Raw genomic sequence first — 23,266 nt, forward strand, 5'->3', positions numbered from 1 at the left:
GAGGGAAGTATATGGACTTTTTTGAAGTGGTAAACCCTCATGTTGCAGAATTAACCAAAAATGAACATCTACTATTTGACTATGTTGTGAAAAACTTAAATGAAATTAAAAATAAAAGCATTCGTGAAGTGGCGGATGATTGTTTTGTATCTACCACGACTTTTTTGAGGTTCGTTAGAAAAATCGGCTTTTCTGGCTATAGTGAATTTACAACAGTCATCAAATATACACTATTAAACCAGAAAAGAGAAGAAAAAGTTAGCCCATTTGTTGTTTCCCAAAAAGATTATCGAGAAGAATATCTTAAAAATATCAATGAATCTGTTCGGGTGATCGATAAAAATAGTCTGATCAAAGTGGGGGAACGGTTGAAAAAAAAGCCAATTATCTATTTATTTGCTAAAGGGATGAATAAGCAGCTGATGCAATACGTAAGATACTTATTTGTAGCAGCTGGTTTTTTGGTCGTGTTTCCAGAAGATCAATCGATGCGGGCAGTTGTCCAAAAGCAGATCAAAGCTGAAGATCTGGTATTTATTTTAACTTATCAGGGCAAAGATGAAGAATGGATTCAATTGATGCAGCATTTAAAAAATGCTACTCATCCACTAATTGTTTCAATTACAGGTGCAGATAACAACGTGGTTCAAAATATGAGCGATGTTAATTTTTATGTCTTTACAGATGAATTTTTTTTAAATAAAATGGAAATCACTTCGCATATTTCAATGTTAGCGATCATGGAATTGATCTTATATCAATTCTTAGATAGTGCTGAAGAAGGAGAGTATCATTTACTATTTAAATAACTAAACTTGTGAAAAAATAATAAAAAAGTTGTCTTGAACACAAATCGTTCAAGACAACTTTTTTATATAGTTTGCCATAATCATGTTGATGTTTAGGTGTATGTTTCAAAAATGAATAAGCAGCTAAGGTAATTGCAGATAATGTTGCTCCTGTAACGATCATTTTTTTCATAAGACATCTTTCCTTTCAAAGCTGATATTGTATAATCAAGTGCTAAAGTTGCACGTACGTGGACGGTAGGATTCGAACCTACACCTCATCGGGTCGAGAATAAACATCCGTTAGTCCTCAAAGAGTTTTAACACCACGTTCATCCACAAAATTATTGGTGGTTTACTATGATTAAACTATAACCTTAATAGATTAAATCAAACATAAAAAAGCTTGAAAAAAGTATGAATTCGTTTGAATTTGTTATGAAGAATATGAATATCTTCAATAATAAAAAAACAGGATAGCGACAAACAATTTCTTTCACAACCTCTCTTTTTTACAATAGAAGGTCTTTATTTTAAAAAAATCTATGAATTTTACAAGTTAAACTAAAACATGTAAACAATAATTATTTTGGAGGTAAATACTATGTCTCACGAAGCGTTAGGAATGATCGAAACAAAAGGCTTGGTTGCAGCTATTGAAGCAGCAGATGCAATGTGTAAATCCGCAAATGTACAATTGGTGGGTTATGAAAATGTTGGTTCAGGATTAGTAACAGTAATGGTAAGAGGTGATGTGGGAGCAGTAAAGTCAGCCGTTGATAGTGGTGTTGCTTCTGCAAGAAATGTTGGCGAAATCAATTCATCACACGTGATTCCAAGACCTCATGTAGATGTTGATAAAATTCTCATCAAACATGATATAGATGCTGAATAATCGAACTTAAATGTAAACGCAATCAATAACAAAGAAGAGGAGAATGAATAATGAATTCTGAAATTTTAGAAAAAGTGTTAACTGGCGGGAATAATTCAATGGAAAAAGTAACACCTGTGACTGAATATGTAGGTGCCACAGTCGGTGGGACAGTCGGATTGGTCATTGCTAATTTGGATACTCAGTTGAGAAAAGAGATCAACTTAGATTCAAGTTATCGTTCCGTAGGTTTTGTTAGTTCACGTTGTTGTGGTGCGACTTTAATTTGGGCAGCTGACGATGCAGTTAAAGCTACTAATACAGAAATCGCGTCAATCGAATTTGCAAGAGATACTAAAAGCGGTGCTGGTCGTGGTGCCACAGTTATTTTTGCTGCTCATGATGTATCAGATGTACGTCGTGCGGTTGAAATCATGCTGCAATCTACTGAAAATCATTTTGGTGATTTTTATACAAGTGAGTCAGGACATGTAGAATTTCACTATACGGCTCGTGCTAGCTTAGCTTTAGAAAAAGCCTATGGAGCAACACAAGGCAAGTCGTTTGGTATTGTAATCGGAGGTCCTGCAGCTGTTGGTTTAGTTATGGCAGATACTGCATTAAAAACAGCCAGCGTTGATATCGTTCAATATTTAGCAGTTGAAAATGCTAGCTTTGCCAATCAGATCGCAGTAACTGTAACAGGTGATTCAGGTGCAGTTCGCCAGTCTGTGATTGCAGCAAGAGAAGTTGGATTAAACATTTTACGTTCAATGGGAGAAATACCAAAATCCCAAGGAGTGCCAACATTCTAAGCGAAGGAGGCTGAACACATGGTATTAGTTGAAATAGATAAGGATTTGCGCTCTGTTCAAGAAGCTAGAAATATCATAGTAAGGGCAAAAAAAGCACAGTTACAATTTAAAGAATTTTCAGTTGAAAAAATCGACAGCATTGTTGAACATGTTGCAATCAAAGCTAAAGAGCATGCAGTAGAGCTAGCACAAATGGCTCATGAAGAAACTGGCTTTGGAAAAGTATCTGATAAAGTCATAAAAAATACATTTGCTAGCCAACGTGTTTTTGAATACATTCGAGATATGAAAATATTAGGAATCATTCAAGAAGACCAAATCAACAAAACGATGGACATAGGCATCCCATTAGGCGTGATTACGGCCTTGATTCCATCAACTAATCCGACATCTACAGCAATCTATAAATCATTGATTGCTTTAAAATCTGGGAATGGGATTGTTTTTTCCCCACATCCTAATGCACAGAAATGTTCAAAAAAAACATTAGATATTATTATCGCAGCTGCAATAGAAGCCGGAGCACCAGAAGGTTTGATCGGCTATCTTGACACGCTTACTTTACAGGGGACGCAAGAAATGATGAAACATAAAGATGTCGCACTTATTTTAGCAACTGGTGGAGAAGGAATGGTTCGAGCAGCATACAATTCTGGAACGCCAACCATTAGCGGAGGACCAGGCAACGGGCCAGCATTTATTGAACGATCTGCTAATATCAAACAAGCAGTTGAAGATATCATTACTAGTAAAACCTTTGATAATGGCGTTATCTGTGCGTCAGAGCAGTCAATTATTGCTGAAGATTTTATTGCTGAAGAAGTAAAACGAGAGTTGCTTAAACAAGGTGCCTATTTTATGACAAATGAAGAAAGTGATCTCTTAGGAAACTATTTGTTGAAACCAAATGGTGCAATCAATGCAGCAGTTGTTGGACAAAGTGCACAATTTTTGGCGGAAAAAGCAGGATTTTCAGTTGATAATTCTATTAAAATTTTGGTTTCAAATCAAAATGGTAAACCAATATCTTCCATAAATCCATATTCGAGGGAAAAATTATGCCCAGTTTTAGCGTATTATACTGAGAAGGATTGGCAGAATGCTTGTGAACGTTGTATTGAACTTTTGACGAATGAAGGTCAAGGTCATACTTTAACAGTTCATACAAAAAATGAAGATGTGATTCGAGAATTTGCCCTTAAAAAGCCTGTATATCGAATACTCGTGAACACTCCGGCGGCAATTGGCGGAATCGGTGCTACAACAAATCTAGCGCCAGCATTGACATTAGGGTGTGGTGCAATCGGACACGGCTCAACATCAGATAATGTAAGTCCATGGAATCTAGTCAATATTCGTAAAGTCGGATTTGGTGTTAGAAGCTTGGATGACCTAAGAGGAGCTGGGGCTAACCAAGAAAATGCTAGCTGTCCATCGACAAAAGAATTGCAGGAAACTGAAGATATAGCAGCGATTTTGAAAGTCTTACTTGAGCGTGTTAAACAATAGAAGTTGGTGAAAACGATGATCCTAGGAAAAGTAATAGGACGAATCATATCAAATCAAAAAAGTCCTGAATTAACTGGGGCAAAATTACTGATCGTCCAAAAAATCGATCAGCACATGACATTGAAAGAAGATCTATACGTTGCTATAGATAAAGTTGGTGCTGGTGTTGAAGATATCGTTTTATTAGGAGAATACTCCACCTCGGAACGGTGTGAAACGTTTCAGGACAATATGGCAATCGTTGCAATTGTAGAACAATTACAAATTCAGCCGTGAGTATAGGAGGAGAAGAATGAGACGCTTTAATTTAAAAACTGATATATATTTTGACAATCAAGCTCTAGATTATTTAGACACAATTCAAGGAAATCGAGCAATGATAGTCTGTGATGAAATGATGATTACAATTGGTCATGCTCAAATCGTTAAAGAAAAACTAGAAAAAAATGGATTTCAAGTTCAACTTTTTTCTGATATAGAGCCCGATCCAACGATAAAAATGGTCACTAAAGGCATCAAAATTTTTTCAGCATTTCAACCAGAAGTTGTGATTGCAGTCGGTGGTGGATCAGTTATTGATACAGCTAAAGGCATTCTATATTCCATCGAAATGAGTCAATCAATAGTTAAACCATTATTTATTTGTATCCCCTCAACTAGTGGTACAGGTTCTGAAGTTACAGCCTTTTCAGTGATTAAAATGTCTGGCGACAAATTAGTGATCATTGATGAAAAAATGACGCCGGATGTTGCAATTCTTGATACACAATTTGTTCGATCTGTACCAGCGAATGTCACAGCTGATACAGGCCTAGATACACTATGTCATGCAATAGAAGCATACGTTTCAACACAGCATTCTGATTTTTCAGATGCGTTAGCTGAAAAAACAATCAAATTGGTCTTCGATTATTTATTGACAGCCTATCAAAATGGTGAAGACATCGAAGCAAGACAGAAGATGCATAATGCTTCTTGTATGGCAGGAATTGCTTTTACAAATGCAGCTTTAGGTATCAATCATAGTTTAGCCCATGCAATTGGTGGGATTTTTCATCTTCCACATGGCAGAACGAATGCAGTTTTGATGCCTCATGTAATTGCATACAACGCTGGATTAACAGATAAAATAAAAATAGAAACTGCAGAAAGATATGCTTATTTGGCAGAAATTTTAGGTATATCAGGAGGAACGACCAGACAAAGTTGTGAAAATTTAATCCAAGCGATCAAAGTATTAAATCAAGCATTGGATGTACCTACGTCATTATCTGAAATGGGCGTAGAAAAACAAGCGTTAAAAGAAAAGCTAAAAGAAATTGGACAGCTTGCATTAAAAGACAACTGTACTGTTGCTACACCTCGTCTGCCAAACGAGGAAGAACTGATTTATATTTGTTCTAAAGCATTTAGAGGAGAACGTTTCTAAGTAAGCTAGCATCACAGTGTGCTTTTAATTTAAAGGAGGAAAAGTGAATGAATACGGATCTTTTAGAAAAACAATTACTGGATGCAACTAAAAATTTATCCAGTACAGAGTCACAAGAATTAGTTAAGTTATTTTCAGGCATCATTCAAGAATTAAAAGAGGATGATCCTGTTATTATATCCAATACTGCACCGACTCAAGGCGATGAATTAAGTTCATTTAGTCCAAGATTGAAAAAATTGAAGGATCATTATTTAACGATTCGTCCTTCAGTAACGGCCCATCGAGCAAAAGCAGTAACTGAAATTGCAAAAAAACATTGGGGCATGCCTAAAATCATTTTGCGGGCAAAAGCGTTTAAACACGCTTGTGAAACAGCACCCTTACTCATTCAAGAGAATGAACTGATTGTGGGTCACCCTTGTGGACGTCCCCGTGCAGGAGCTGTTGCTCCAGATATTGCTTGGCGTTGGGTGTTAGATGAACTTGATACGATTGATTCACGACCTCAAGATCCATTTGAAATTACGGATGAAACGAAAAGAGTTCTCCGTGAAGAAATTTTTCCGTTTTGGGAAACACGTTCGTTAGATGAAGTCTGCCAATCACAGTATGAAGAAGCTGGACTTTGGGAATTTTCAGGCGAAGCTTTTGTCAGTGATTTGTCCTATCACCAAATTAATGGTGGAGGCGATACATGCCCAGGGTATGATATTTTATTGATCAAAAAAGGAATCAATAAAATCAAAGAAGAAGCAGAGAATAAACTCGCTGAACTATCTATGAGTAACCCAGAAGACATTGAAAAAATTTATTTTTACAAAGCCGAAATCGAAACATGCGATGGTATCTTAAATTATTCTAAACGGTTATCTGATCATGCGAAAGAATTAGCCTTGAGAGAAAGCGATCCAGTTCGAAAATCTGAACTTTTAGAAACTGCTGAAGTTTTGTTGAAAGTTCCCGCAAATCCGCCTAAAACATTTAAAGAAGCATTGCAATCGATTTGGACAATGGAATCATTATTTGTTATTGAAGAAAATCAAACGGGTATTTCTTTAGGACGATTAGATCAGTATATCTATCCGATGTATAAAGCAGATCTTGAAGCTGGACGAATGACTGAACATGAAGCAATCGAATTGTTAGGTTGTTTCTTTATCAAATGTTCTGAGTATATGTGGTTGTCTAGTGAAGGGGGAGCTAAGTTCTTTGCTGGCTACCAACCGTTCATCAACTGTACAGTCGGTGGCGTAAAACGTACTGGTGGAGATGCGACGAATGAATTGACATATGCCATCATGGAAGCGATCCGCATGACAAAGGTTTATCAACCTTCATTGGCTTGTCGCATTCATAATCAGTCACCGCAAAAATATTTGAAAAAAATTGTTGAAGTCGTAAAAGCAGGTATGGGATTTCCAGCTTGTCACTTTGATGATTCTCATATCAAGATGATGTTGGCAAAAGGATTTGGTATTGAAGATGCGCGTGATTATTGTTTAATGGGTTGTGTTGAACCGCAAAAATCTGGCAGAATCTACCAATGGACATCTACAGGCTATACACAATGGCCAATTGCGATTGAATTTGTTTTAAATCGTGGGATCATGAAATGGCATGGTTCAAAACAAGGGATAGATACAGGTGATTTAGATCAGTTTACAACATTTGAACAATTTGATGAGGCTGTTAAAGAACAATTGAGACGAATCGTTCATTTATCAGCAATCGGAACGGTGATCAGTCAACGAGTCCATTCAGAAGTTGCACCAAAACCATTGATGTCGTTAATGGTAGAAGGATGTATGGATACTGGAAAAGATGTCACACATGGTGGAGCAGTAGTCAACAATGGTCCGGGGCTAGTTTGGTCTGGTTTAGGAACGTATGTTGATTCAATGGTCGTTATCAAAAAATTAGTCTTTGAAGATCGTAAATACACATTAAAACAAATCAAAGAAGCTTTAGATGTTGATTTTGTTGGATATGATCAAATCAAACGTGATTGTTTAGACGCTCCGAAATATGGAAATGATGATGATTATGCGGATTCAATTGCAGCTGAAATTATTAACTGGACTGAAAGAGAACATCAACAATATGACATGTTGTATTCGAAAATGAGTCATGGCACATTATCGATTTCAAACAACACGCCATTTGGTGAAATGACTGCTGCAACACCTAACGGCAGAAATGCGTGGGTACCACTATCTGATGGGATTTCTCCAAGTCAGGGCGCTGATAAATTTGGTCCGACAGCGATTATTAAATCAGTTAGTAAATTAGGTGTTGAAAGTATGACGATTGGTATGGTGCATAACTTTAAATTGCTTAAAGGAATTTTAGAAACGCCAGAAGGAGAGAATGGTTTGATCAATCTCTTGCGGACAGCATCGATTTTAGGAAATGGGCAGATGCAATTTAGTTATATCGACAATGATCTGTTATTAAAAGCCCAAGAACATCCTGAGCAATATCGTGATTTGATTATTCGTGTGGCAGGTTATAGTGCTTACTTTGTTGAATTGTGTAAAGAAGTACAAGATGAAATTATTAGTCGGACAATGATCGAACATTTCTAATACTCACTTTAGAGAGTATATTCGTTCTCGATATCAAGTAATGGTGAGTAAAAGTTGTTTAATGCACGCAACGTAATCAAGATGATTAAGCAACTTTTTACTCAACCTCAATATACAGAGGGAGGAAAAAAATGAACAATGTAAACGATCTAAGTGTCAACAATATTGAACAAGCAAAAATCAAACAAGCAAGCAGTTTTGAACGAAAAGGGCTGTTAAATGGTTTATCTTCTGGCTTACTCTTTGGCTTGAACAGTGCACTATTAGCTTTAGCAATCTCGCTATTTTTATTTTCAGATGAACCAAATGCATATGCACTACCTTTGGTTTTTGCGGGGTTCAATGATTTTTTAGCAGCGGTTTGGCTAATTATTTATAACGCTTATCAAGGTAGATTAAAAGAAATTTTTAGAAGTTTAAAATTATTTCCAGGGAAAATGACATGTTTAGCAGCCTTAATGGGAGGACCTGTGGCACAAGGTGCATATCTATTGGGTATTGCTTTTGCTGGCCCAACATATGCGGTGCCGATATCTGCGTTATGTCCAGTAGTTGGTGCGTTACTTTCAGCTGTTTTCTTAAAAGAAAAAATTACTCAACGTGTTTGGGCAGGTATGGCTATTTGTGTAGTTGGTGCAGTAGTTATTTCTTATACACCACCTGAGGGGAATGTAGAGAATTTTTATTTAGGTATTATTTGCGCCGCAGTTGCTGCTTTAGGGTGGGGACTTGAAGGTGTGCTTTCAGCATTTGGCGGTTCTGTTCTTGATCCCAAAGTAACAATCACGATTCGTGATATTACATCGGGTTTAACATTCTTTTTGATTGTAATGCCATTAGTAAATGGGTTTGGTATTTTCCAACATGTGTTTCAATCACCAAAAACGTTAGTCGTGTTAGCTTTAGCCGCATTGGTTGCAGCTGTTTCATTTTTACAGTGGTATAACGCAAATAGTATGTGTGGAGTAGCCAAAGGAATGGCTTTAAATAGTACTTATGTTATGTGGGGAATTATTTTTTCAGCAGTGGTTTCTCAAGATTTTTCAGCGATTACACCGACAGTCATTGTAGGTGCATTGTTAATTACTTTTGGAGCAATCATGGTATCAGTCAATCCGCTTTCGTTTTTTAAAAAGGAGGCAGCATAATGGCAGAAACGTTGTTACCTTTGCGTTTTCGAGTTCTTAAAGAATTAGAACAGGAAAAAATGCATTTTCAAGAATTGATGACTTGTTTACATCCAGAATATGGCGCTGAAAAGCAATTTAATGAAGTGGCGTTTTTAGATCACTTACTTGCACTAAAAGAAAATGGTTTATTAGATGAAGCAGATGCGTGTATCAATGAACACAATCAGTTATTGACAACATATCAGATAAATGATGCTGGAAAAGAGATGTTGAGAAAATATTTGCCGAAAAAATAATGGAAAGTAGTGGAGAAGATGTTATCAGCAAAAAAAACGGCCCGAATCTTTAATATCCAGAAATATTCTATTTATGATGGAGACGGGATTCGTACGCTAGTCTTCTTTAAAGGCTGTCCGTTACGGTGTAAATGGTGCTCGAATCCAGAAAGTGTAGAACCTGGTTTTCAAGTAATGAAACAAAAATCATTATGTGATGATTGTGGGATTTGTGCTAAAGTTTGCCCAAGAAATATCCACAAAATGCGTACGACGATCGATGGGCAGAAAGAACACTTTGTTGATCGTGAAATTTCTTGCAGCGGTTGCCGTATTTGTGAAGAAAAATGTCCTAAAAATGCTTTGAAGGTGATGGGTCAAGATATGACTGTATCAGAAGTTATGGATGTTATCTTACAAGATACTCTGTTTTACATGAGTTCAAATGGTGGTGTTACTCTTGGCGGTGGCGAAGTGACGTATCAAGGTGATTTTGCGGTAGAACTTTTAGCTGAATGTAAGAATAACGGGATCCATACGGCGATTGAAACGTGTGGATATACAAAGTGGGAAACTATGAAAAAATTTGTTGATGTGACTGATTTATTTTTATTTGATGTGAAGCATTTTAATCCAGAACGGCATCGTGAATTAGTTGGAGCAAGAAATGAACGAATTATGACAAATTTGGAACAGTTGTTTCAAGCTGGAGCTACGATTTCAGTTAGAATGCCGTTGATCAAAGGGTTGAACGATTCGTTGGAAGTATTAAAAGAGACTGTTTTGTATATTAAAAAAATCTACACGAACGGTCACTTAAAGAGTATCGATATTTTACCTTATCACAAACTTGGGGTGGCCAAATATGAACAATTAGGTCAAGCTTACCCTTTACAAGATATTGATATGTCTTATACAGATGATGAGCTTGAAAATATCAGGGAATACATGGCTCAGTTTGATTTGCCAATCAGAGTAGTCAAGCATTGAGAAAAAGGAGGGCCGGCTCAAATGGGAAATCAAGAAGATTCTATTGGTGTGATCGAGCTGAAATCGATGGCAAAGGGAATGGAAGCTTTAAATGAACTGACTAAAAATTATGAAGTAAATATTCACCTATCAAAAGCAATTTGTCCCGGCCGTTATCTGATTCTTTATACAGGAGTCGTTGGTCAAATCAAACAATCAGAAGATTTTTTTAAAGAACAATACAAGAAAGAAATTATCAAAACTACAGCGATTTTCCGTGTATCACCACAGATTATCTACAGACTAAATAGAAAACAGCATATAGCTGGCACCTTAAGTGCAATTGGTATTGTAGAAGTCAATTCAACTGTAGGACTGATTAAATTATGCGATACGGCATTAAAAGCATCGGCAGTTGAACTACTTGAAATTAAAGTAACAATTGGAATGGCGGGGAAAGGTTATTTTTTGGTCAATGGAGAGGTTGGAAATGTAACAACTGCGATAGAAACAGTCAAACAATCTAGCCAGATGCATAAATATAGTGTGAATTGCACAACCATTTCATCACCATCAGAACAATTTCTACAACAAGTAATTGGAGTGAAGATGAAAAAAGATAATTAGCCAGTTAAAGAAGCTGGAGCAGCCTAAAAAAGGAGGGTTAGAAGATGAATCAAGAAGCGATTGGAATGATTGAAACAAAAGGATTTCCTCCAGCAGTTGAAGGACTTGATGTCATGTTGAAATCAGCAAATGTGACATTTGTCGGAACGAAACGTGTTGGATCTGGATTGATTACGATGATAGTTGCTGGCGATGTAGGTGCAGTAAAAGCTGCAATCGATGCAGGGCACATTGCAGCAGAAAAAGTCGGGAAAGTTGTTTCTTATCACGTTATTCCGAGATTGTATCCAAATATACTCTCTATTTTTTCAATGGATGAAGTATTAAAAATCAATCATATTCTTAACACAAAGAAAAAACGAAAAATGGTTCAGGAAACAGTAGCCACACCAAAAATTGAAGAGCAAAATGAACTAAATAAAACTGAGATAAATGAAAACCCAGCTGAAAAAGAGAGTGAGATCATTTCTGAAAAAACAAAAGAAAAATTACCAGTGAAGAAATTAGCAAAGAGTAAGACTACTAAAAAGCAAACCAAACAGTCAAAGAAATAGTTACTAAAAAAAGACTGAAAGGATGTATGGAATGACAAATGAACAATTAGTAAAACAATTGATTCGATTATTAAATGAAAAAAACGCGATTCCTAGCGATAGTATAAAAAATACCATTCCAGTCGGTATATCGAATAGGCATATTCATTTGAGCCAACAAGATTTAGAAAGCTTATTTGGGGAAGGTTATAAACTAACACCAATCAAAGAATTAAAACAGCCAGGTCAATATGCCGCAAAAGAAACCGTCTTAATCGCAGGACCTAAAGGAACATTTGAAAAAGTGCGCGTATTAGGACCGGTTCGTCCAGTTTCACAAATTGAAATTTCAAAAAGCGATAGCTTTACTTTAGGTATTAAGCCACCAGTTAGAGAATCTGGAGACTTAACTAATGCAGCAACATTGACTGTAATTGGACCTTTTGGTTCGGTTATTATGGAAAAGAAAGTGATTATTGCTAAGAGACATATCCATATGACGCCAATAGAAGCGGAACAATTAAATGTAATAGACCGCCAACTTGTTTCAATTCGAGTAGAAGGTGAACGCGGTGGAACATTAGATGAGGTCGTGATTCGTGTATCTGATCAATTTCTATTAGAATGCCATCTGGATATGGATGAGGCCAATGCGCTAGGAATCAGTAACAATCAAATGATTACTATCATGCCGAAAAAGTGAAAATAGGTGAACAGCATGGATGAGAAGTTGATCAAAGAACTGATAAGATTATTACAAAAAACACCGAAACCGAGTAGTAAAGCTTTAGTGATTTTGACTGGAGCAAGTAACTACCAAGAGTTTTGTTATGATTATTTAGCAGATTTATCGCTTGAATTATTTTATTGTCTATCAGCAGAATATATTGAAGAAGCACAGCAGCCTAATTTGATTGCTAAACTTGGCAAGCAAATCTGTGGTTTCAGACAGATTGAACAAAGTATAAGTAATTGTGATTTTGTCCTTATTCCTGATATGACAACAGAATTTTTAACTAAAGGTGCGTTATGTATAGCTGATACTGATGGGTTATATGCCTTGCAACAAGCGTTAATTATGGAAAAAAATATATGGACACTGATTCCTGAATTTTTATCTAAAGAGAAAAAGACCGTGAATAAGAATAATTACTTAAAAATGTTTGCATACTATCAAGAAATCCTTGAAAGATTAGGTGTCGAATTTATTGAAAGTATTCAACTAAAATCAACCATTGAAACGGCAATAGGTGTAACTGTCTCCAAAGAATCTGTCCAAGTGAAACCCCAAAATGGTCAAATGCTTGATCATTTGGAGGAGCATGTATTATCGGGATTTATTACTTATGAAGATGTTGTGAACAAGAAACAAGTCACGCTAGCAAAAAATGCTAAATTAACAGAGCTAGCTAAAGATCATATAACGAACAATCAGATAAAAATCAATTATTCAAACTAAAAGGAGTGGGGAAAACCTCATGAAAAAAATTGTGATTGTAGGTGGAAATCACGGAGGTATTGCTGCGGCAAATACAATTGTTGATCATTCAGACAACAAAGTAACTATCTTTGAAAAATCTAATCGAATCAGTTATTTAGGTTGTGGCAGTGCTTTATGGTTGGGGGAACAAATCGATGAGCCAGAATCACTGTTCTATACATCAAAAGAAGGGTTACAACAAAAAGGAATTGAAGTTAATCTAGAGACTGTGGTAGAAAAAATCGATTTTGAACAAAAATTAGTTTTTGTATCAAATGTGCACAAAAGATGGCAAGAATCATATGATGAACTGATTTTAGCGACAGGTTCAATTCCGATTTTACCATCGTTACCAGGAATAAAAAGCAAAAATATTCAGTTTATCAAGTCATTCGATGAAGCAGTGTATGCCAATCAAATTCTAGAAGATGAATCTATCAAAAATATTGCTGTAGTTGGTGCTGGCTATATTGGAGTAGAGATGGCAGAAGCTTGTAAACGTCGAGGAAAAAATGTTCGACTTTTCGATGCCGCTTCGACATGTCTAAGTGGCTATTATGACAAAGAATTTTCTGATATGATGGCTAAAAATATGGAAGAAAGAGGAGTTAAAGGACAATTTAATGAAAAAATTAGTGAGTTTAAAAGCAACGAGTCAGGTCATGTTGAAAAATTAGTGACTGATAAAGGTGAGTATGCGATAGACTTCGTTTTTTTAGCAGTGGGGTTCAAACCAAACAACTTACTTGGAAAAGAACAGTTAGCGTTATTTAAAAACGGTGCATATCTTGTAGATAGATGCCAACAAACCAGTCAGAAACATGTATATGCAATTGGTGATTGTAGCACTATTTTAAATAATACCACAGGCGAAACAGATTATATCGCTTTGGCAACAAATGCCGTTCGTAGTGGTGTGGTTGCGGGTTCTAATGCGTGTGGTATTCCAATAGAAACTGCAGGAGTCCAAGGCTCAAATGGTATTTCAATTTTTGGCTTAAATTTATTTTCAACGGGCTGGACATATAAAAATGCAAGACAGCAAAATCCAGACGCAGCCTACGTTGAACACCAAGATTATCAAAAACCTTTATTTATGAAATCTGAAAATGAACCAGTGACATTACGCATTGTTTACGATAAAAAAACGCGTAGAATTCTAGGTGCTCAGCTTGCTTCAAGATTGGATGTTTCAGCAATGACTCATGTTTTTTCTTTGGCAATTCAGGAACAGTTATCTATCGATAAATTGAAGTTGTTGGATATATTCTTTTTACCCCATTTTAATACACCATATAATTATTTAACGATGGCGGCATTAAAAGCTTAAATTGCAGAAAATGTTATTTATGTTATACTCTGAGTATGACATAAATGTATTAAAAAGGAGCAAGTTGTGTGGAAAATGTTTATTTAACTGTCTACACCAGATCAGAGCTTTCTCAGCAAACTGTTGAACAGTCTCAGGAATTGTTGAAAAGGTTTCCATTTAAGGTGCGTACGCATTTTCAATCTTTCGATAAAGGAAATTCAACGGTCGATGAAGCCAATCAAAGCTTTTGTAAACGATCAACGGATTGTTCTTCTTGTCCTTCCAGCAGTGGTATTTTTAGGAAAAAGAAAATCACCCCATATTGCCATCGTTGTAGCTATGGATTAAGTAAGTTTGTTTATCCGTTTCAATACTGCGGAAACGAGCGTGGTCTGTTGATTTTCGGCCCGTTCTTTAAAGATGAGACAGATATCAATTTATTGATTGTATCTGATATCGATAAAGCTGGTGCAAATGAAAGAATCAATGTCTTACATCTTTTTGAAGAGGATGATTTAGAAAAAGTAGAGAATTTTGCTTCAGTGTTTGCCGCTTTTTTATCTCAAACTTTGACAATGGAAAAATTAAAAAAAGAGAAGCAGAAGACGGAAAATAATTTAAAAATTTTATCACAAAAAATTGAGCATATAGAAAATCAGGACAATATCAAAGGGCTGACACCTTATTTTGTATTTAATTCACTCACTACATTAGCAAGGTTAGCCCATTTTAATGAAAATCCTGAACTGGAAGAAGCCGTTTATAAATTATCTAGTGTGATTCGTTATAATTATCAATCGCAAAATCACTGTATTTCTTTAAAAGAAGCATTTAGTTATTTAAGTAATTACTTGGAAATCAGCACAACTAAATTTGCTAATCGTTTATCGTATCAAGTGAATCTTTCCTCCGAGTTGGTAGATTACCGTATACCTGTGATGACTCTGATTCCAATTGTAGAAAAATTATTAGAAACTAGATTGCCGAAATACGGGGATGATTGTTTTTTGTTATTTACAGTTGCTGAAATAAACAGAACTATTGTGATTACTATTCAAGAGAAAATTGTCTCGAAAAGAAAACGAGCGTGTGTTATAGAAGATGAATTTCAGCAAGTGATCGCCAAAAGTAATGAAAGATTGATTGAATTGTTAGGGGATCAAGCCCGTGTTCAACTAGTAGAAACGTTAAATGAATTAGCTGTAGAGGTTATGATTCCAGCATCAAAAGGATTAACAGTATAACCAGAGGATGACGTACATGAAAAATATAATGATTGTGGAAGAAGATGAATTAGAACGAAAATTTATAAAAGAAATTATAAAAGAAAATTATCAACGTGAGAATCTAAATGTAGTCGAGGTACAAAATGGAACGGAAGCATTAAAGAAAGCTAGAGTGTTTCAACCAGAATTAGTTGTGATGGATATTGAAGTAGCAGGTGTTAATGGATTGGAATTACAAAAAGAAATGCTGCAGATAAAACCAACGATTTACACAATTTGGACGTCTATTTATTCAAATTTTGACTTGTTAAGTCAGGGATTGACTTATAATATTCGCGGGTACTTGTTGAAACCTTATACCAAAAAACAAATAATGCAACATTTGGACAAATTTATGACACGAAAGAAAAAATATACTCTTTCAGAAAGTTACAACAAGCAATTTAGTGAAGGAATCAATAAAGCAATCCAATTTATCAAGAAAAATTTCAAACAAAAAACAACGATTGATGATATTGCCAATCATGTTTATTTGAATCCGCAATATTTTGGGCGATTATTTCGAAAAGAGCTAGGAATCAGTGTAAATGATTATGTTAACTTATTAAAAATTGAAGAATCTTGTCGTCTTTTGCACGAGACAGATTTACCATTATATCGAATTGCAACAGAAGTCGGCTTTGCAGATTCTTCGTATTTTACGAGAGTTTTTACGAAACATATGAAGATGACTCCTCATGAATATCGTAAGCGAGAAGCTATCAAATAGGAAATGGTGATGGTGATGTCAGAACAATATTATACGTCTGAAGCGGTAACGATTGGTCATCCAGATAAAGTGTGTGATCAAATTAGTGACGGTATTTTAGATGCCTATTTGTCGCAGGATTGTAAAAGTCATGTAGCATGTGAGGTATTGATTACAGAAAACACTCTTGTTTTGGCCGGTGAAATCACAAGTCAAGTTTCGATAAATGAAGAAGAAATTGCTCGAAAGATTCTCGAAAAAATTGGTTATGTTTCCGTTGAGAGTGGCTTTGACTGCTATACAGGACAAGTTATCAATTTAATCAGAAATCAATCTCCAGATATTAAACAGGCAGTTTCAAAAGATGAGTTAGGCGCTGGAGATCAAGGAATGATGTTTGGATATGCGACGTCAGAAACGGATACATTTTTACCTTTACCTTTTGTTTTAGCGAATCGTTTAGTGGAAAGATTAACAGAATTAAGAGATAAAGGAATTTGTTCTTATTTACGACCAGATGGAAAAGCACAAGTGACAATGCGTTATCGAGATGGTCAACCAGAAACCGTCACGGCTGTTGTCATCAGTGCACAACACAGTCCTTATGTAACGAATAAGACTATCAGACAAGAGATAGAACATCTAGTGATTAGACAAGTGATTCCTTCAAAGTGGCTGACAGATAAGACAGAATTTTATATCAATCCTTCTGGCCGATTTATAATCGGTGGACCTAAAGGGGATACTGGCTTGACTGGTAGAAAAATTATTATCGATACCTACGGAGGTTTTGCTAAACATGGCGGAGGTGCTTTTTCTGGAAAGGATCCAACAAAAGTTGATCGATCAGTTACTTATATGGCTCGTTATTTAGCTAAGAATATTGTAGCAGCGGGCTATGCAGATCGATGTGAAGTCAGTTTATCTTATGGAATTGGTTTAACCCAACCGTTATCTATAAATATAGAAACCTTTAATACTGGAAAAATTACCCAAGAAAGTATCCGTTCGATGATCGTGAATACTGTTGATTTAAGCCCATCGGGTATTATTCAGCATTTAAAGTTGGATCGTCCAGTATATTATAAAACAGCAAGTCAAGGTCACTTTGGCAAAGACTGTTATACTTGGGAGCAAATTGATCAAGAGCAATTGTTTTCCTAATAAAAAGACATTTCAACGAGAGCTTGTGTTGAGATGTTTTTTTATTAGAATGATCAGTAAAAATAGATCCTGAAACTTATAAAATAGAAGTGTATGCTATAATGAGAAAATAATAAACAAACATACTATTTCGCCTATAGAAAAGAGAGTGGATTAAAAATGTGGAAAACAAAAGCAGAAAAGATCGCCGCTTACCAATTATTAGTACAACAGCAAGCCGCAATCATTGAAATTGAACAGGATAAAATTGCTAACTTGGCCAATTCTTCAGCATTATTAGCAGATGCGCTCCCTAATACTGTTTTTGCAGGATATTATTTATTTGACGGAGACGAGTTAGTCTTGGGACCTTTCCAGGGAAAAGTTTCTTGTACAAGGATCAAAATGGGAAAAGGCGTTTGCGGAGAATCTGCTGAAAAACGTGAAACCTTAGTCGTTGAGGATGTCAAAAATCATAAAAACTATATTTCGTGTGATTCAGCTGCTCGGTCTGAAATTGTTGTACCACTGGTCAAAGATGGAGTTTTGTTGGGTGTTTTGGATATTGATAGCTCAATAACGTATGGGTATGATAAAGTAGACCAAGAATATTTAGAAGAATTTGTTGCTGCACTTCTGCAAGGAACCGATTTTTCTTGACAGATGAGCGTCCCTTTCGCTTAATCTATTTTTACGTGAGATAATCATAAAAAATAGGTAGAGAGGATGACTATCATGTTAGAAGTATATTTGAATTTTAAGAACCAATCAGCTGATGCAATTGCGTTTTATGAAACTGTCTTTGATGTGAAAAGCGAAGGAATAATGACATTTGCTGATGCACCAGAAGATCCTGAACATCCAACACCAGAAGCCTGGAAAGATTTGATCATCAATGCTTCGATGACAATTGAAGGTGTGCCAGTCATGTTTTCTGATGTGCCGGATGGCATGGGTTTGACACTTACTGAGGGAAATAATATTTCTTTGGTGATTAGTACAGGTGACGAAGCTAAAATCGATCGATTTTTTGCACGTTTAGCTGAAGGTGGTAAGGTTACAATGCCTCTAGGAAAAACATTTTGGTCTAAAAAATATGGGATGGTTATTGACAAATTTGGTATTAATTGGATGCTTAATTATGATGCTGAAGCTTGATTTAGTAATAAGAAAATAGCATAAGTAAGAGATCATTAATGGATTTTGAATTGCTAAATCTATTGATGATTTTTTATGTATATCGAATTTTTTATATAAGCAGAATAAAATCATTGTTTAATTTTTTTGAATTTTTGATATAATGATTTAGGAATTGCCAGAGGAGGGAAGAGTGTGATTGGATATTTGTATCTTTTTGTAGCGATAATAAGTGAAGTCATAGCAACAAACTTATTAAAAGCCACCGATGGATTTAGTAAATTATTACCCTCAGTAGAATGTTTGATTGCTTATATCGTTTGTTTTTACAGTTTATCGAAAGCTATAAAATATATGCCATTAAATGTTGCCTATGCATTATGGGGCGCGGTTGGAATTATATTAATCACAGTTTTTTCAGTAGTTTATTGGAAAGAACAAATCAATACGCCAACAGTAATTGGCATCGGATTCATTGTGATTGGCACAATTTTAGTAAACACGTTTGGAACAGGACATTGATTTTTTAAAAGCCAAGACTATTGATATAAGTACTGTTTTTTTGTTATTCTGTTCAGGTTAAAGGGTAAGATTTTAGCTCTTGATCCTTTAAAACTCAAGAAAAATATGTTATACTAACAAAAGCGTATATTATGCTATTTAATCTTAACGGGGACGTTACGGATTCGACAGGCATAGTTGAGCTTGAATCGCGTTTCGTAGGTTACGTCTACGTAAAAACGTTACAGTTAAATATAACTGCTAAAAACGAAAACAATACTTTCGCTCTAGCTGCGTAAAAACAGCAGGTGAAGATCCTCCCGGCATCGCCCATGTGCTCGGGTAAGGGTCTCAAATTAAGTGGGATACGCTAAATTTTTCCGTCTGTAAAATTTAGAAGAGATCATCAGACTAGCGAGAGTTTGGGCCTGTTATGCGGCATGAACTTCAGCGAAGCCTTAAAATAGTATGACTATGAGCGTAGAAGTTTAAGTGACAATGTGTTTGGACGCGGGTTCGACTCCCGCCGTCTCCACTCGATTTTTAAAGATAGGTGCTAGAAACGTTGATCTGTAGAGGATCATAAGACGTTTTTAGCACCTGTTTTTTTGATTGACCAAGAGACTGACCACGATTAATTATAAATTTACTAGAGCTGAAAAATTTTTAACTGCTTCATCTTTAGTTTTTTGAATAACATGAGGATATCGGTAATAGGTTTGAAAAAGATTAACTGAAGTAAAAAAAACATTGCTTTTCATTTGTTTAAGATATATAATTTAAAAAAAGAATTAATGAACATTTTGTGTTTTTTAGGTTGACTATCATATTTACCGTGTTTAGGCATTCATGTGAATATATTCGCATGAGGTTTTAACTTGCTATGATCTATTTTAATTTTGGAGGGATGTATGTTTAACGAACTATTGCTACAGTGTAGTCATAAAGTAATTATCATTATGGATAAACAAGAAATTAAAAAAGAAATAATCCCCTTTTATTCTTCCAATAAGCCGTTACATGATAATCTGTTACAAGAAAATTTTGTATCGTTAGAAATAAGGAAATTATTTTTAGCGTTAGATGATTTAATGGATGTTATCAGACAAGTGGAAGAAGAGATTCAATTGTTTATCTTTAAAAAAAAAGAGAATATTGTTGTAGGCGAACATGTAGAAATTCGAGAAGTTTCTTATTTCAGGTTGATATTTATTAAGGATGATATTCCTTCATATGAAGATTACGATTATAAAATTTTATTTGAGCGAGATAAATTTAAAAAAATTATGTATTCTAAATTACAGAATTTCAAAAAAACATTAAATTTACCTCAAAAAAAATTGATATACACGAACATGATATTTTATTTCCTCCAGCAATTGGCGGATATTTTATACATGAAACAGTAGGACATCTACTGGAGTCTGACAATATATCTATTTTAACAGTAAATGATTCGGTAAATTGTGAATTTTTATCTGTTACTGATGATATAAAAGGAAATGAACATATTGTAGGGTTAAACAAATACGACGATAATAATGTTGAAATAAAAAGGACTGAACTGATAAAAAATGGAAAAATTATTAGTTTGATTGATTCAAATGATGGTTTTTTTAGAACAGATAGTATATTAAAAAAAACTATTCCTAGAATGAGGGTCACCTATGTTGAGAACTGTAAAAATTTTGATTATAACTGTCATGAAAAATATAAGAACTATGTAGAAATTTCTCAAATTTTTGGTGGAGGTGTTGATTTTCGGACAGGTCACTATCAATTATTTGTTAGGGGAATTCTTTATGAAGACGGAATTCCAACATATAGAATGGAAAATTTACTATTATCCGGAAATTCTCAAGAAAGCTTAGAACGTATTGTTTTTATTGGGAATGATTTGAAAATAGTCCATGCTTATTGTGTTAAGAATAATCAGATGTTAGATGTTGGTGTGGGATCCCCTACAATTTATATAAAAAAAAGTGGAGGAATTTAAGTGAAAGAAATCATTGATAATAAATCCAAATTTTTCAAAAAAAATATTGTTGCAATATGTATCACAGAGAAAATATTGAATAATCAAGTTAAATCAAAAGTTTTATCTATGTTTGGATATAATAAAAAAGAAGAAAGAATGTCAGTAAGTATTCCATTTATAGAAGGAATGAAGACAGATTATTTATTGGATGTGTATCATTTTTTTTCTAAAAAAGAAGACATAAATTTTTTGTTAGATAGTTCTTTAAAAGAATCATTAATACAAAAGAATACAGAAAAGCCAGATTATTTTAAAGTTTGCATTATTACCAAAGATAAAGTTAAAGATATTGCAGTCAACACTTGTAAATACTATGCTGATGTTTTAGATTTCAACATTTCGATTACTTCATTATTTCCTATTAAGCATAATTTTGAAAAATGTTTGAAAAATATTAATAGTGATAATAAGATAAAAAAAATAAGTAGTAATGTAATTGATGAATATTTAAATATATCAGAAATTGCTTATACTTAAATTATTTATTCACTATCGTTGTTATTAAGTGAATATAAAGAATATTCAGACCTTTATCGATTTATGAAAAAGAAAAACTTTCATTTAAGTGTAAAGAGAAAAGATTTCACAGAATGCTATTATTTAAATAATCAGTTGTTGTTTAAAACACTATTGTCTCATGATGCTCATATGAATATTCAAAGAGAAATAGTTGTAAATAACAATTGTGACAATTTAGGGATGATTAATGAGCCTACAGTTGATGGGAACGAGCTGTTATTTTTTAATTTAAATGAAAAACCTGTAAATAATCCAAATCAAATTATAAAAAGTATCTGTTGTACAGTTAACAATGAAATATGCATTATTAATGAAGGATTAGATATTATTAATGTGTTAGATAGAATAATAAAATAATATTGTGATGAGGAGATACTATTGAATGATAGAGTTAATAAATGTTAGTTTTGGATATAAACGAAAAGAAAAAGTGTTATCTGAAATTAATTTAAAAATTAATCAAGGAGAGTGTTGGGGAGTTTTAGGTCATAATGGTGCAGGCAAAACTACATTAAGCTATTTAATAATGAAATTATTATCACCTAGAGAAGGACGTATTATAAATAATAGTGATGATTATGATTATTTGCCAGAGTTTGGGGGATACTATAATCACTTAACTGTTTTACAAAATTTTGAATTTAAATTATCATTGAGTAAATCTAAAACATTAGTTCTTTTAGACGATACACTACAAAAATTAGGACTATGGGACATTAAAAATAAATTAGCAAGTAGGTTGTCTCAAGGACAGAAAAAAAGATTAGCAATTGGATTAATCATAATTTCAGGGAAAGAGTTTATTTATTTAGATGAACCCACTAATGGTTTAGATCCAGAGATGTTGATTATTTTAAAAGATTACTTAGTGGAGCTAATGGATAAGGGAAAAACTATTATTATCAACAGTCATAATATTGATTTTATAAATGATATATCGACAAATGTATTGATTTTAAATAGAGGAAAAATAGTTTACAAAAATACTACAGCTGAAACAGTTTTAGAGACTGTATACTTTGATAAAGTAGGTGTTAATTCTGAAAAAAATGTTGAGTGAAAGTTATATAATTTTCAAAAAAGAAGTCACTGAATTGCTACATACATCAATTAAATTTTTATTAATGATGCTATTACCGTTCATTTCATCAGGTTTCATAGCTATTCAAGATGGAAAAGGAGGAGTGATGTCTCCAGCTATTAATATTTTATGTAGTTTTTTATTCAGTTCATTTTTTTCAACAATTTTGATTAGAGATTCTATTGTTAGAGAAAAAGAAGAGTCGACATTACAGATGCTCTTATTATCTAAATTCAACTTCTTTAATGTAATTATAGGAAAAATATTTTTATGTGTAGTAGTAGGTACGTTATTTCAAATTTTTCAAACATTGTTAATGTATATACTAATGTATAATTCCGAAAGTCAGATGCTGTACCTATTTAATCCCAAAGTGTTCATCATCTTACCCCTAATAACATATATCATGGGTAGTGTAGTTTTATTGATTTCCGTTGTAGTAGATGATAAAAAAACAAGTGAATTTATATCTATGTTTTTAGCGTTAATAGTAGGATCAATAGTAATGATAGCCTATAGTCTTGTTTGGAATAATCTAATACTT

The 23,266-nt window shown here is 34.2% G+C and carries 26 protein-coding genes, 1 other RNA gene and 1 pseudogene; 27 read left to right on the forward strand and 1 reads right to left on the reverse strand.

Annotated elements, in window-relative coordinates; genetic code table 11:
* The first annotated feature begins 11 nt into the window (after positions 1 to 11).
* Positions 12 to 809, forward strand: a complete 798-nt coding sequence (locus JZO69_RS03280) for a MurR/RpiR family transcriptional regulator (RefSeq protein WP_207111469.1) — start codon at positions 12 to 14, stop codon at positions 807 to 809.
* Here JZO69_RS03280 and JZO69_RS03285 read toward each other — a convergent pair.
* Complete coding sequence (locus tag JZO69_RS03285) at positions 802 to 981, reverse strand: hypothetical protein (RefSeq protein WP_207111470.1); 180 nt, start codon at positions 979 to 981, stop codon at positions 802 to 804. The genes JZO69_RS03280 and JZO69_RS03285 overlap by 8 nt on opposite strands.
* Positions 982 to 1,392: 411 nt before the next feature.
* Between JZO69_RS03285 and JZO69_RS03290 the strand changes: the two genes are divergently transcribed.
* The 26 genes and pseudogenes from JZO69_RS03290 to JZO69_RS03415 all read left to right on the forward strand — a co-directional run bounded on the left by JZO69_RS03290 (position 1,393) and on the right by JZO69_RS03415 (position 22,701).
* Positions 1,393 to 1,683: a BMC domain-containing protein gene (locus tag JZO69_RS03290; RefSeq protein ID WP_207111471.1), complete on the forward strand. Its 291-nt coding sequence runs from the start codon at positions 1,393 to 1,395 to the stop codon at positions 1,681 to 1,683.
* Positions 1,684 to 1,733: 50 nt separating this feature from the next.
* Positions 1,734 to 2,477, forward strand: coding sequence for a propanediol utilization microcompartment protein PduB (pduB, locus tag JZO69_RS03295; RefSeq protein WP_277989617.1), 744 nt, complete (start codon positions 1,734 to 1,736; stop codon positions 2,475 to 2,477).
* 18 nt (positions 2,478 to 2,495) lie between these two features.
* Positions 2,496 to 3,986 (forward strand): acetaldehyde dehydrogenase (acetylating), encoded by a 1,491-nt coding sequence (locus JZO69_RS03300; RefSeq protein WP_207111472.1) that lies wholly within the window; start codon positions 2,496 to 2,498, stop codon positions 3,984 to 3,986.
* 15 nt (positions 3,987 to 4,001) lie between these two features.
* Positions 4,002 to 4,262, forward strand: a complete 261-nt coding sequence (locus tag JZO69_RS03305) for a EutN/CcmL family microcompartment protein (protein WP_207111473.1) — start codon at positions 4,002 to 4,004, stop codon at positions 4,260 to 4,262.
* A 16-nt stretch (positions 4,263 to 4,278) separates the two neighbouring features.
* Complete coding sequence (locus JZO69_RS03310; RefSeq protein ID WP_207111474.1) at positions 4,279 to 5,415, forward strand: 1-propanol dehydrogenase PduQ; 1,137 nt, start codon at positions 4,279 to 4,281, stop codon at positions 5,413 to 5,415.
* A gap of 47 nt (positions 5,416 to 5,462) precedes the next feature.
* Entirely contained in the window at positions 5,463 to 8,003 is a 2,541-nt protein-coding gene (gene cutC / locus JZO69_RS03315) for a choline trimethylamine-lyase (protein WP_207111475.1), read from the forward strand.
* Positions 8,004 to 8,134: 131 nt separating this feature from the next.
* The gene (locus JZO69_RS03320; protein ID WP_207111476.1) at positions 8,135 to 9,151 is read left to right on the forward strand and encodes a DMT family transporter; all 1,017 of its coding nucleotides are present in this window, start codon (positions 8,135 to 8,137) and stop codon (positions 9,149 to 9,151) included.
* A complete protein-coding gene (locus JZO69_RS03325) occupies positions 9,151 to 9,429 on the forward strand; it encodes a hypothetical protein (protein WP_207111477.1) in 279 nt (92 codons plus the stop codon). Before JZO69_RS03320 ends, JZO69_RS03325 begins: the two co-directional genes overlap by 1 nt.
* An 18-nt stretch (positions 9,430 to 9,447) precedes the next feature.
* Entirely contained in the window at positions 9,448 to 10,398 is a 951-nt protein-coding gene (gene cutD, locus JZO69_RS03330) for a choline TMA-lyase-activating enzyme (protein ID WP_207111478.1), read from the forward strand.
* A 21-nt stretch (positions 10,399 to 10,419) separates the two neighbouring features.
* Positions 10,420 to 11,004 (forward strand): BMC domain-containing protein, encoded by a 585-nt coding sequence (locus JZO69_RS03335; protein WP_207111479.1) that lies wholly within the window; start codon positions 10,420 to 10,422, stop codon positions 11,002 to 11,004.
* Between the two features lie 44 nt (positions 11,005 to 11,048).
* A pseudogene (locus JZO69_RS16585) lies at positions 11,049 to 11,300 on the forward strand (BMC domain-containing protein); the annotation flags it as partial.
* 289 nt (positions 11,301 to 11,589) lie between these two features.
* On the forward strand, positions 11,590 to 12,240 hold the full coding sequence (locus JZO69_RS03345) for a phosphate propanoyltransferase (RefSeq protein ID WP_207111481.1): 651 nt from the start codon (positions 11,590 to 11,592) through the stop codon (positions 12,238 to 12,240).
* A 15-nt stretch (positions 12,241 to 12,255) separates the two neighbouring features.
* On the forward strand, positions 12,256 to 12,996 hold the full coding sequence (locus JZO69_RS03350) for a hypothetical protein (RefSeq protein WP_207111482.1): 741 nt from the start codon (positions 12,256 to 12,258) through the stop codon (positions 12,994 to 12,996).
* A gap of 19 nt (positions 12,997 to 13,015) precedes the next feature.
* Positions 13,016 to 14,347 (forward strand): H2O-forming NADH oxidase, encoded by a 1,332-nt coding sequence (gene nox / locus JZO69_RS03355; protein WP_207111483.1) that lies wholly within the window; start codon positions 13,016 to 13,018, stop codon positions 14,345 to 14,347.
* Between the two features lie 68 nt (positions 14,348 to 14,415).
* Complete coding sequence (locus tag JZO69_RS03360; RefSeq protein WP_207111484.1) at positions 14,416 to 15,573, forward strand: histidine kinase; 1,158 nt, start codon at positions 14,416 to 14,418, stop codon at positions 15,571 to 15,573.
* A 16-nt stretch (positions 15,574 to 15,589) separates the two neighbouring features.
* Positions 15,590 to 16,324, forward strand: coding sequence for a response regulator transcription factor (locus JZO69_RS03365; protein ID WP_207111485.1), 735 nt, complete (start codon positions 15,590 to 15,592; stop codon positions 16,322 to 16,324).
* A 12-nt stretch (positions 16,325 to 16,336) separates the two neighbouring features.
* Entirely contained in the window at positions 16,337 to 17,467 is a 1,131-nt protein-coding gene (gene metK / locus JZO69_RS03370; RefSeq protein WP_430733250.1) for a methionine adenosyltransferase, read from the forward strand.
* A 159-nt stretch (positions 17,468 to 17,626) separates the two neighbouring features.
* Complete coding sequence (locus tag JZO69_RS03375; RefSeq protein WP_207111487.1) at positions 17,627 to 18,106, forward strand: GAF domain-containing protein; 480 nt, start codon at positions 17,627 to 17,629, stop codon at positions 18,104 to 18,106.
* A gap of 66 nt (positions 18,107 to 18,172) precedes the next feature.
* Positions 18,173 to 18,604 (forward strand): VOC family protein, encoded by a 432-nt coding sequence (locus JZO69_RS03380; protein ID WP_207111488.1) that lies wholly within the window; start codon positions 18,173 to 18,175, stop codon positions 18,602 to 18,604.
* A gap of 177 nt (positions 18,605 to 18,781) precedes the next feature.
* A complete protein-coding gene (locus JZO69_RS03385; protein ID WP_207111619.1) occupies positions 18,782 to 19,105 on the forward strand; it encodes an SMR family transporter in 324 nt (107 codons plus the stop codon).
* 149 nt (positions 19,106 to 19,254) lie between these two features.
* Positions 19,255 to 19,622, forward strand: a transfer-messenger RNA (tmRNA) gene (ssrA, locus tag JZO69_RS03390).
* A 373-nt stretch (positions 19,623 to 19,995) separates the two neighbouring features.
* Positions 19,996 to 20,493 (forward strand): hypothetical protein, encoded by a 498-nt coding sequence (locus tag JZO69_RS03395; RefSeq protein ID WP_207111489.1) that lies wholly within the window; start codon positions 19,996 to 19,998, stop codon positions 20,491 to 20,493.
* Positions 20,478 to 21,080 (forward strand): metallopeptidase TldD-related protein, encoded by a 603-nt coding sequence (locus tag JZO69_RS03400; protein ID WP_488349977.1) that lies wholly within the window; start codon positions 20,478 to 20,480, stop codon positions 21,078 to 21,080. The genes JZO69_RS03395 and JZO69_RS03400 overlap by 16 nt, the downstream gene beginning before the upstream one ends.
* The gene (locus tag JZO69_RS03405; protein ID WP_207111490.1) at positions 21,081 to 21,599 is read left to right on the forward strand and encodes a hypothetical protein; all 519 of its coding nucleotides are present in this window, start codon (positions 21,081 to 21,083) and stop codon (positions 21,597 to 21,599) included. It begins immediately after the preceding gene.
* Between the two features lie 63 nt (positions 21,600 to 21,662).
* Positions 21,663 to 21,998 carry a hypothetical protein gene (locus JZO69_RS03410; RefSeq protein WP_207111491.1) on the forward strand — a complete coding sequence of 112 codons (336 nt, stop codon included), beginning with the start codon at positions 21,663 to 21,665 and terminating at the stop codon, positions 21,996 to 21,998.
* A gap of 25 nt (positions 21,999 to 22,023) precedes the next feature.
* Positions 22,024 to 22,701, forward strand: a complete 678-nt coding sequence (locus JZO69_RS03415; protein ID WP_207111492.1) for an ABC transporter ATP-binding protein — start codon at positions 22,024 to 22,026, stop codon at positions 22,699 to 22,701.
* Positions 22,702 to 23,266 lie beyond the last annotated feature (565 nt).

The organism is Candidatus Enterococcus ikei (genome assembly GCF_017316105.1).
Taxonomy (GTDB): domain Bacteria; phylum Bacillota; class Bacilli; order Lactobacillales; family Enterococcaceae; genus Enterococcus_L; species Enterococcus_L ikei.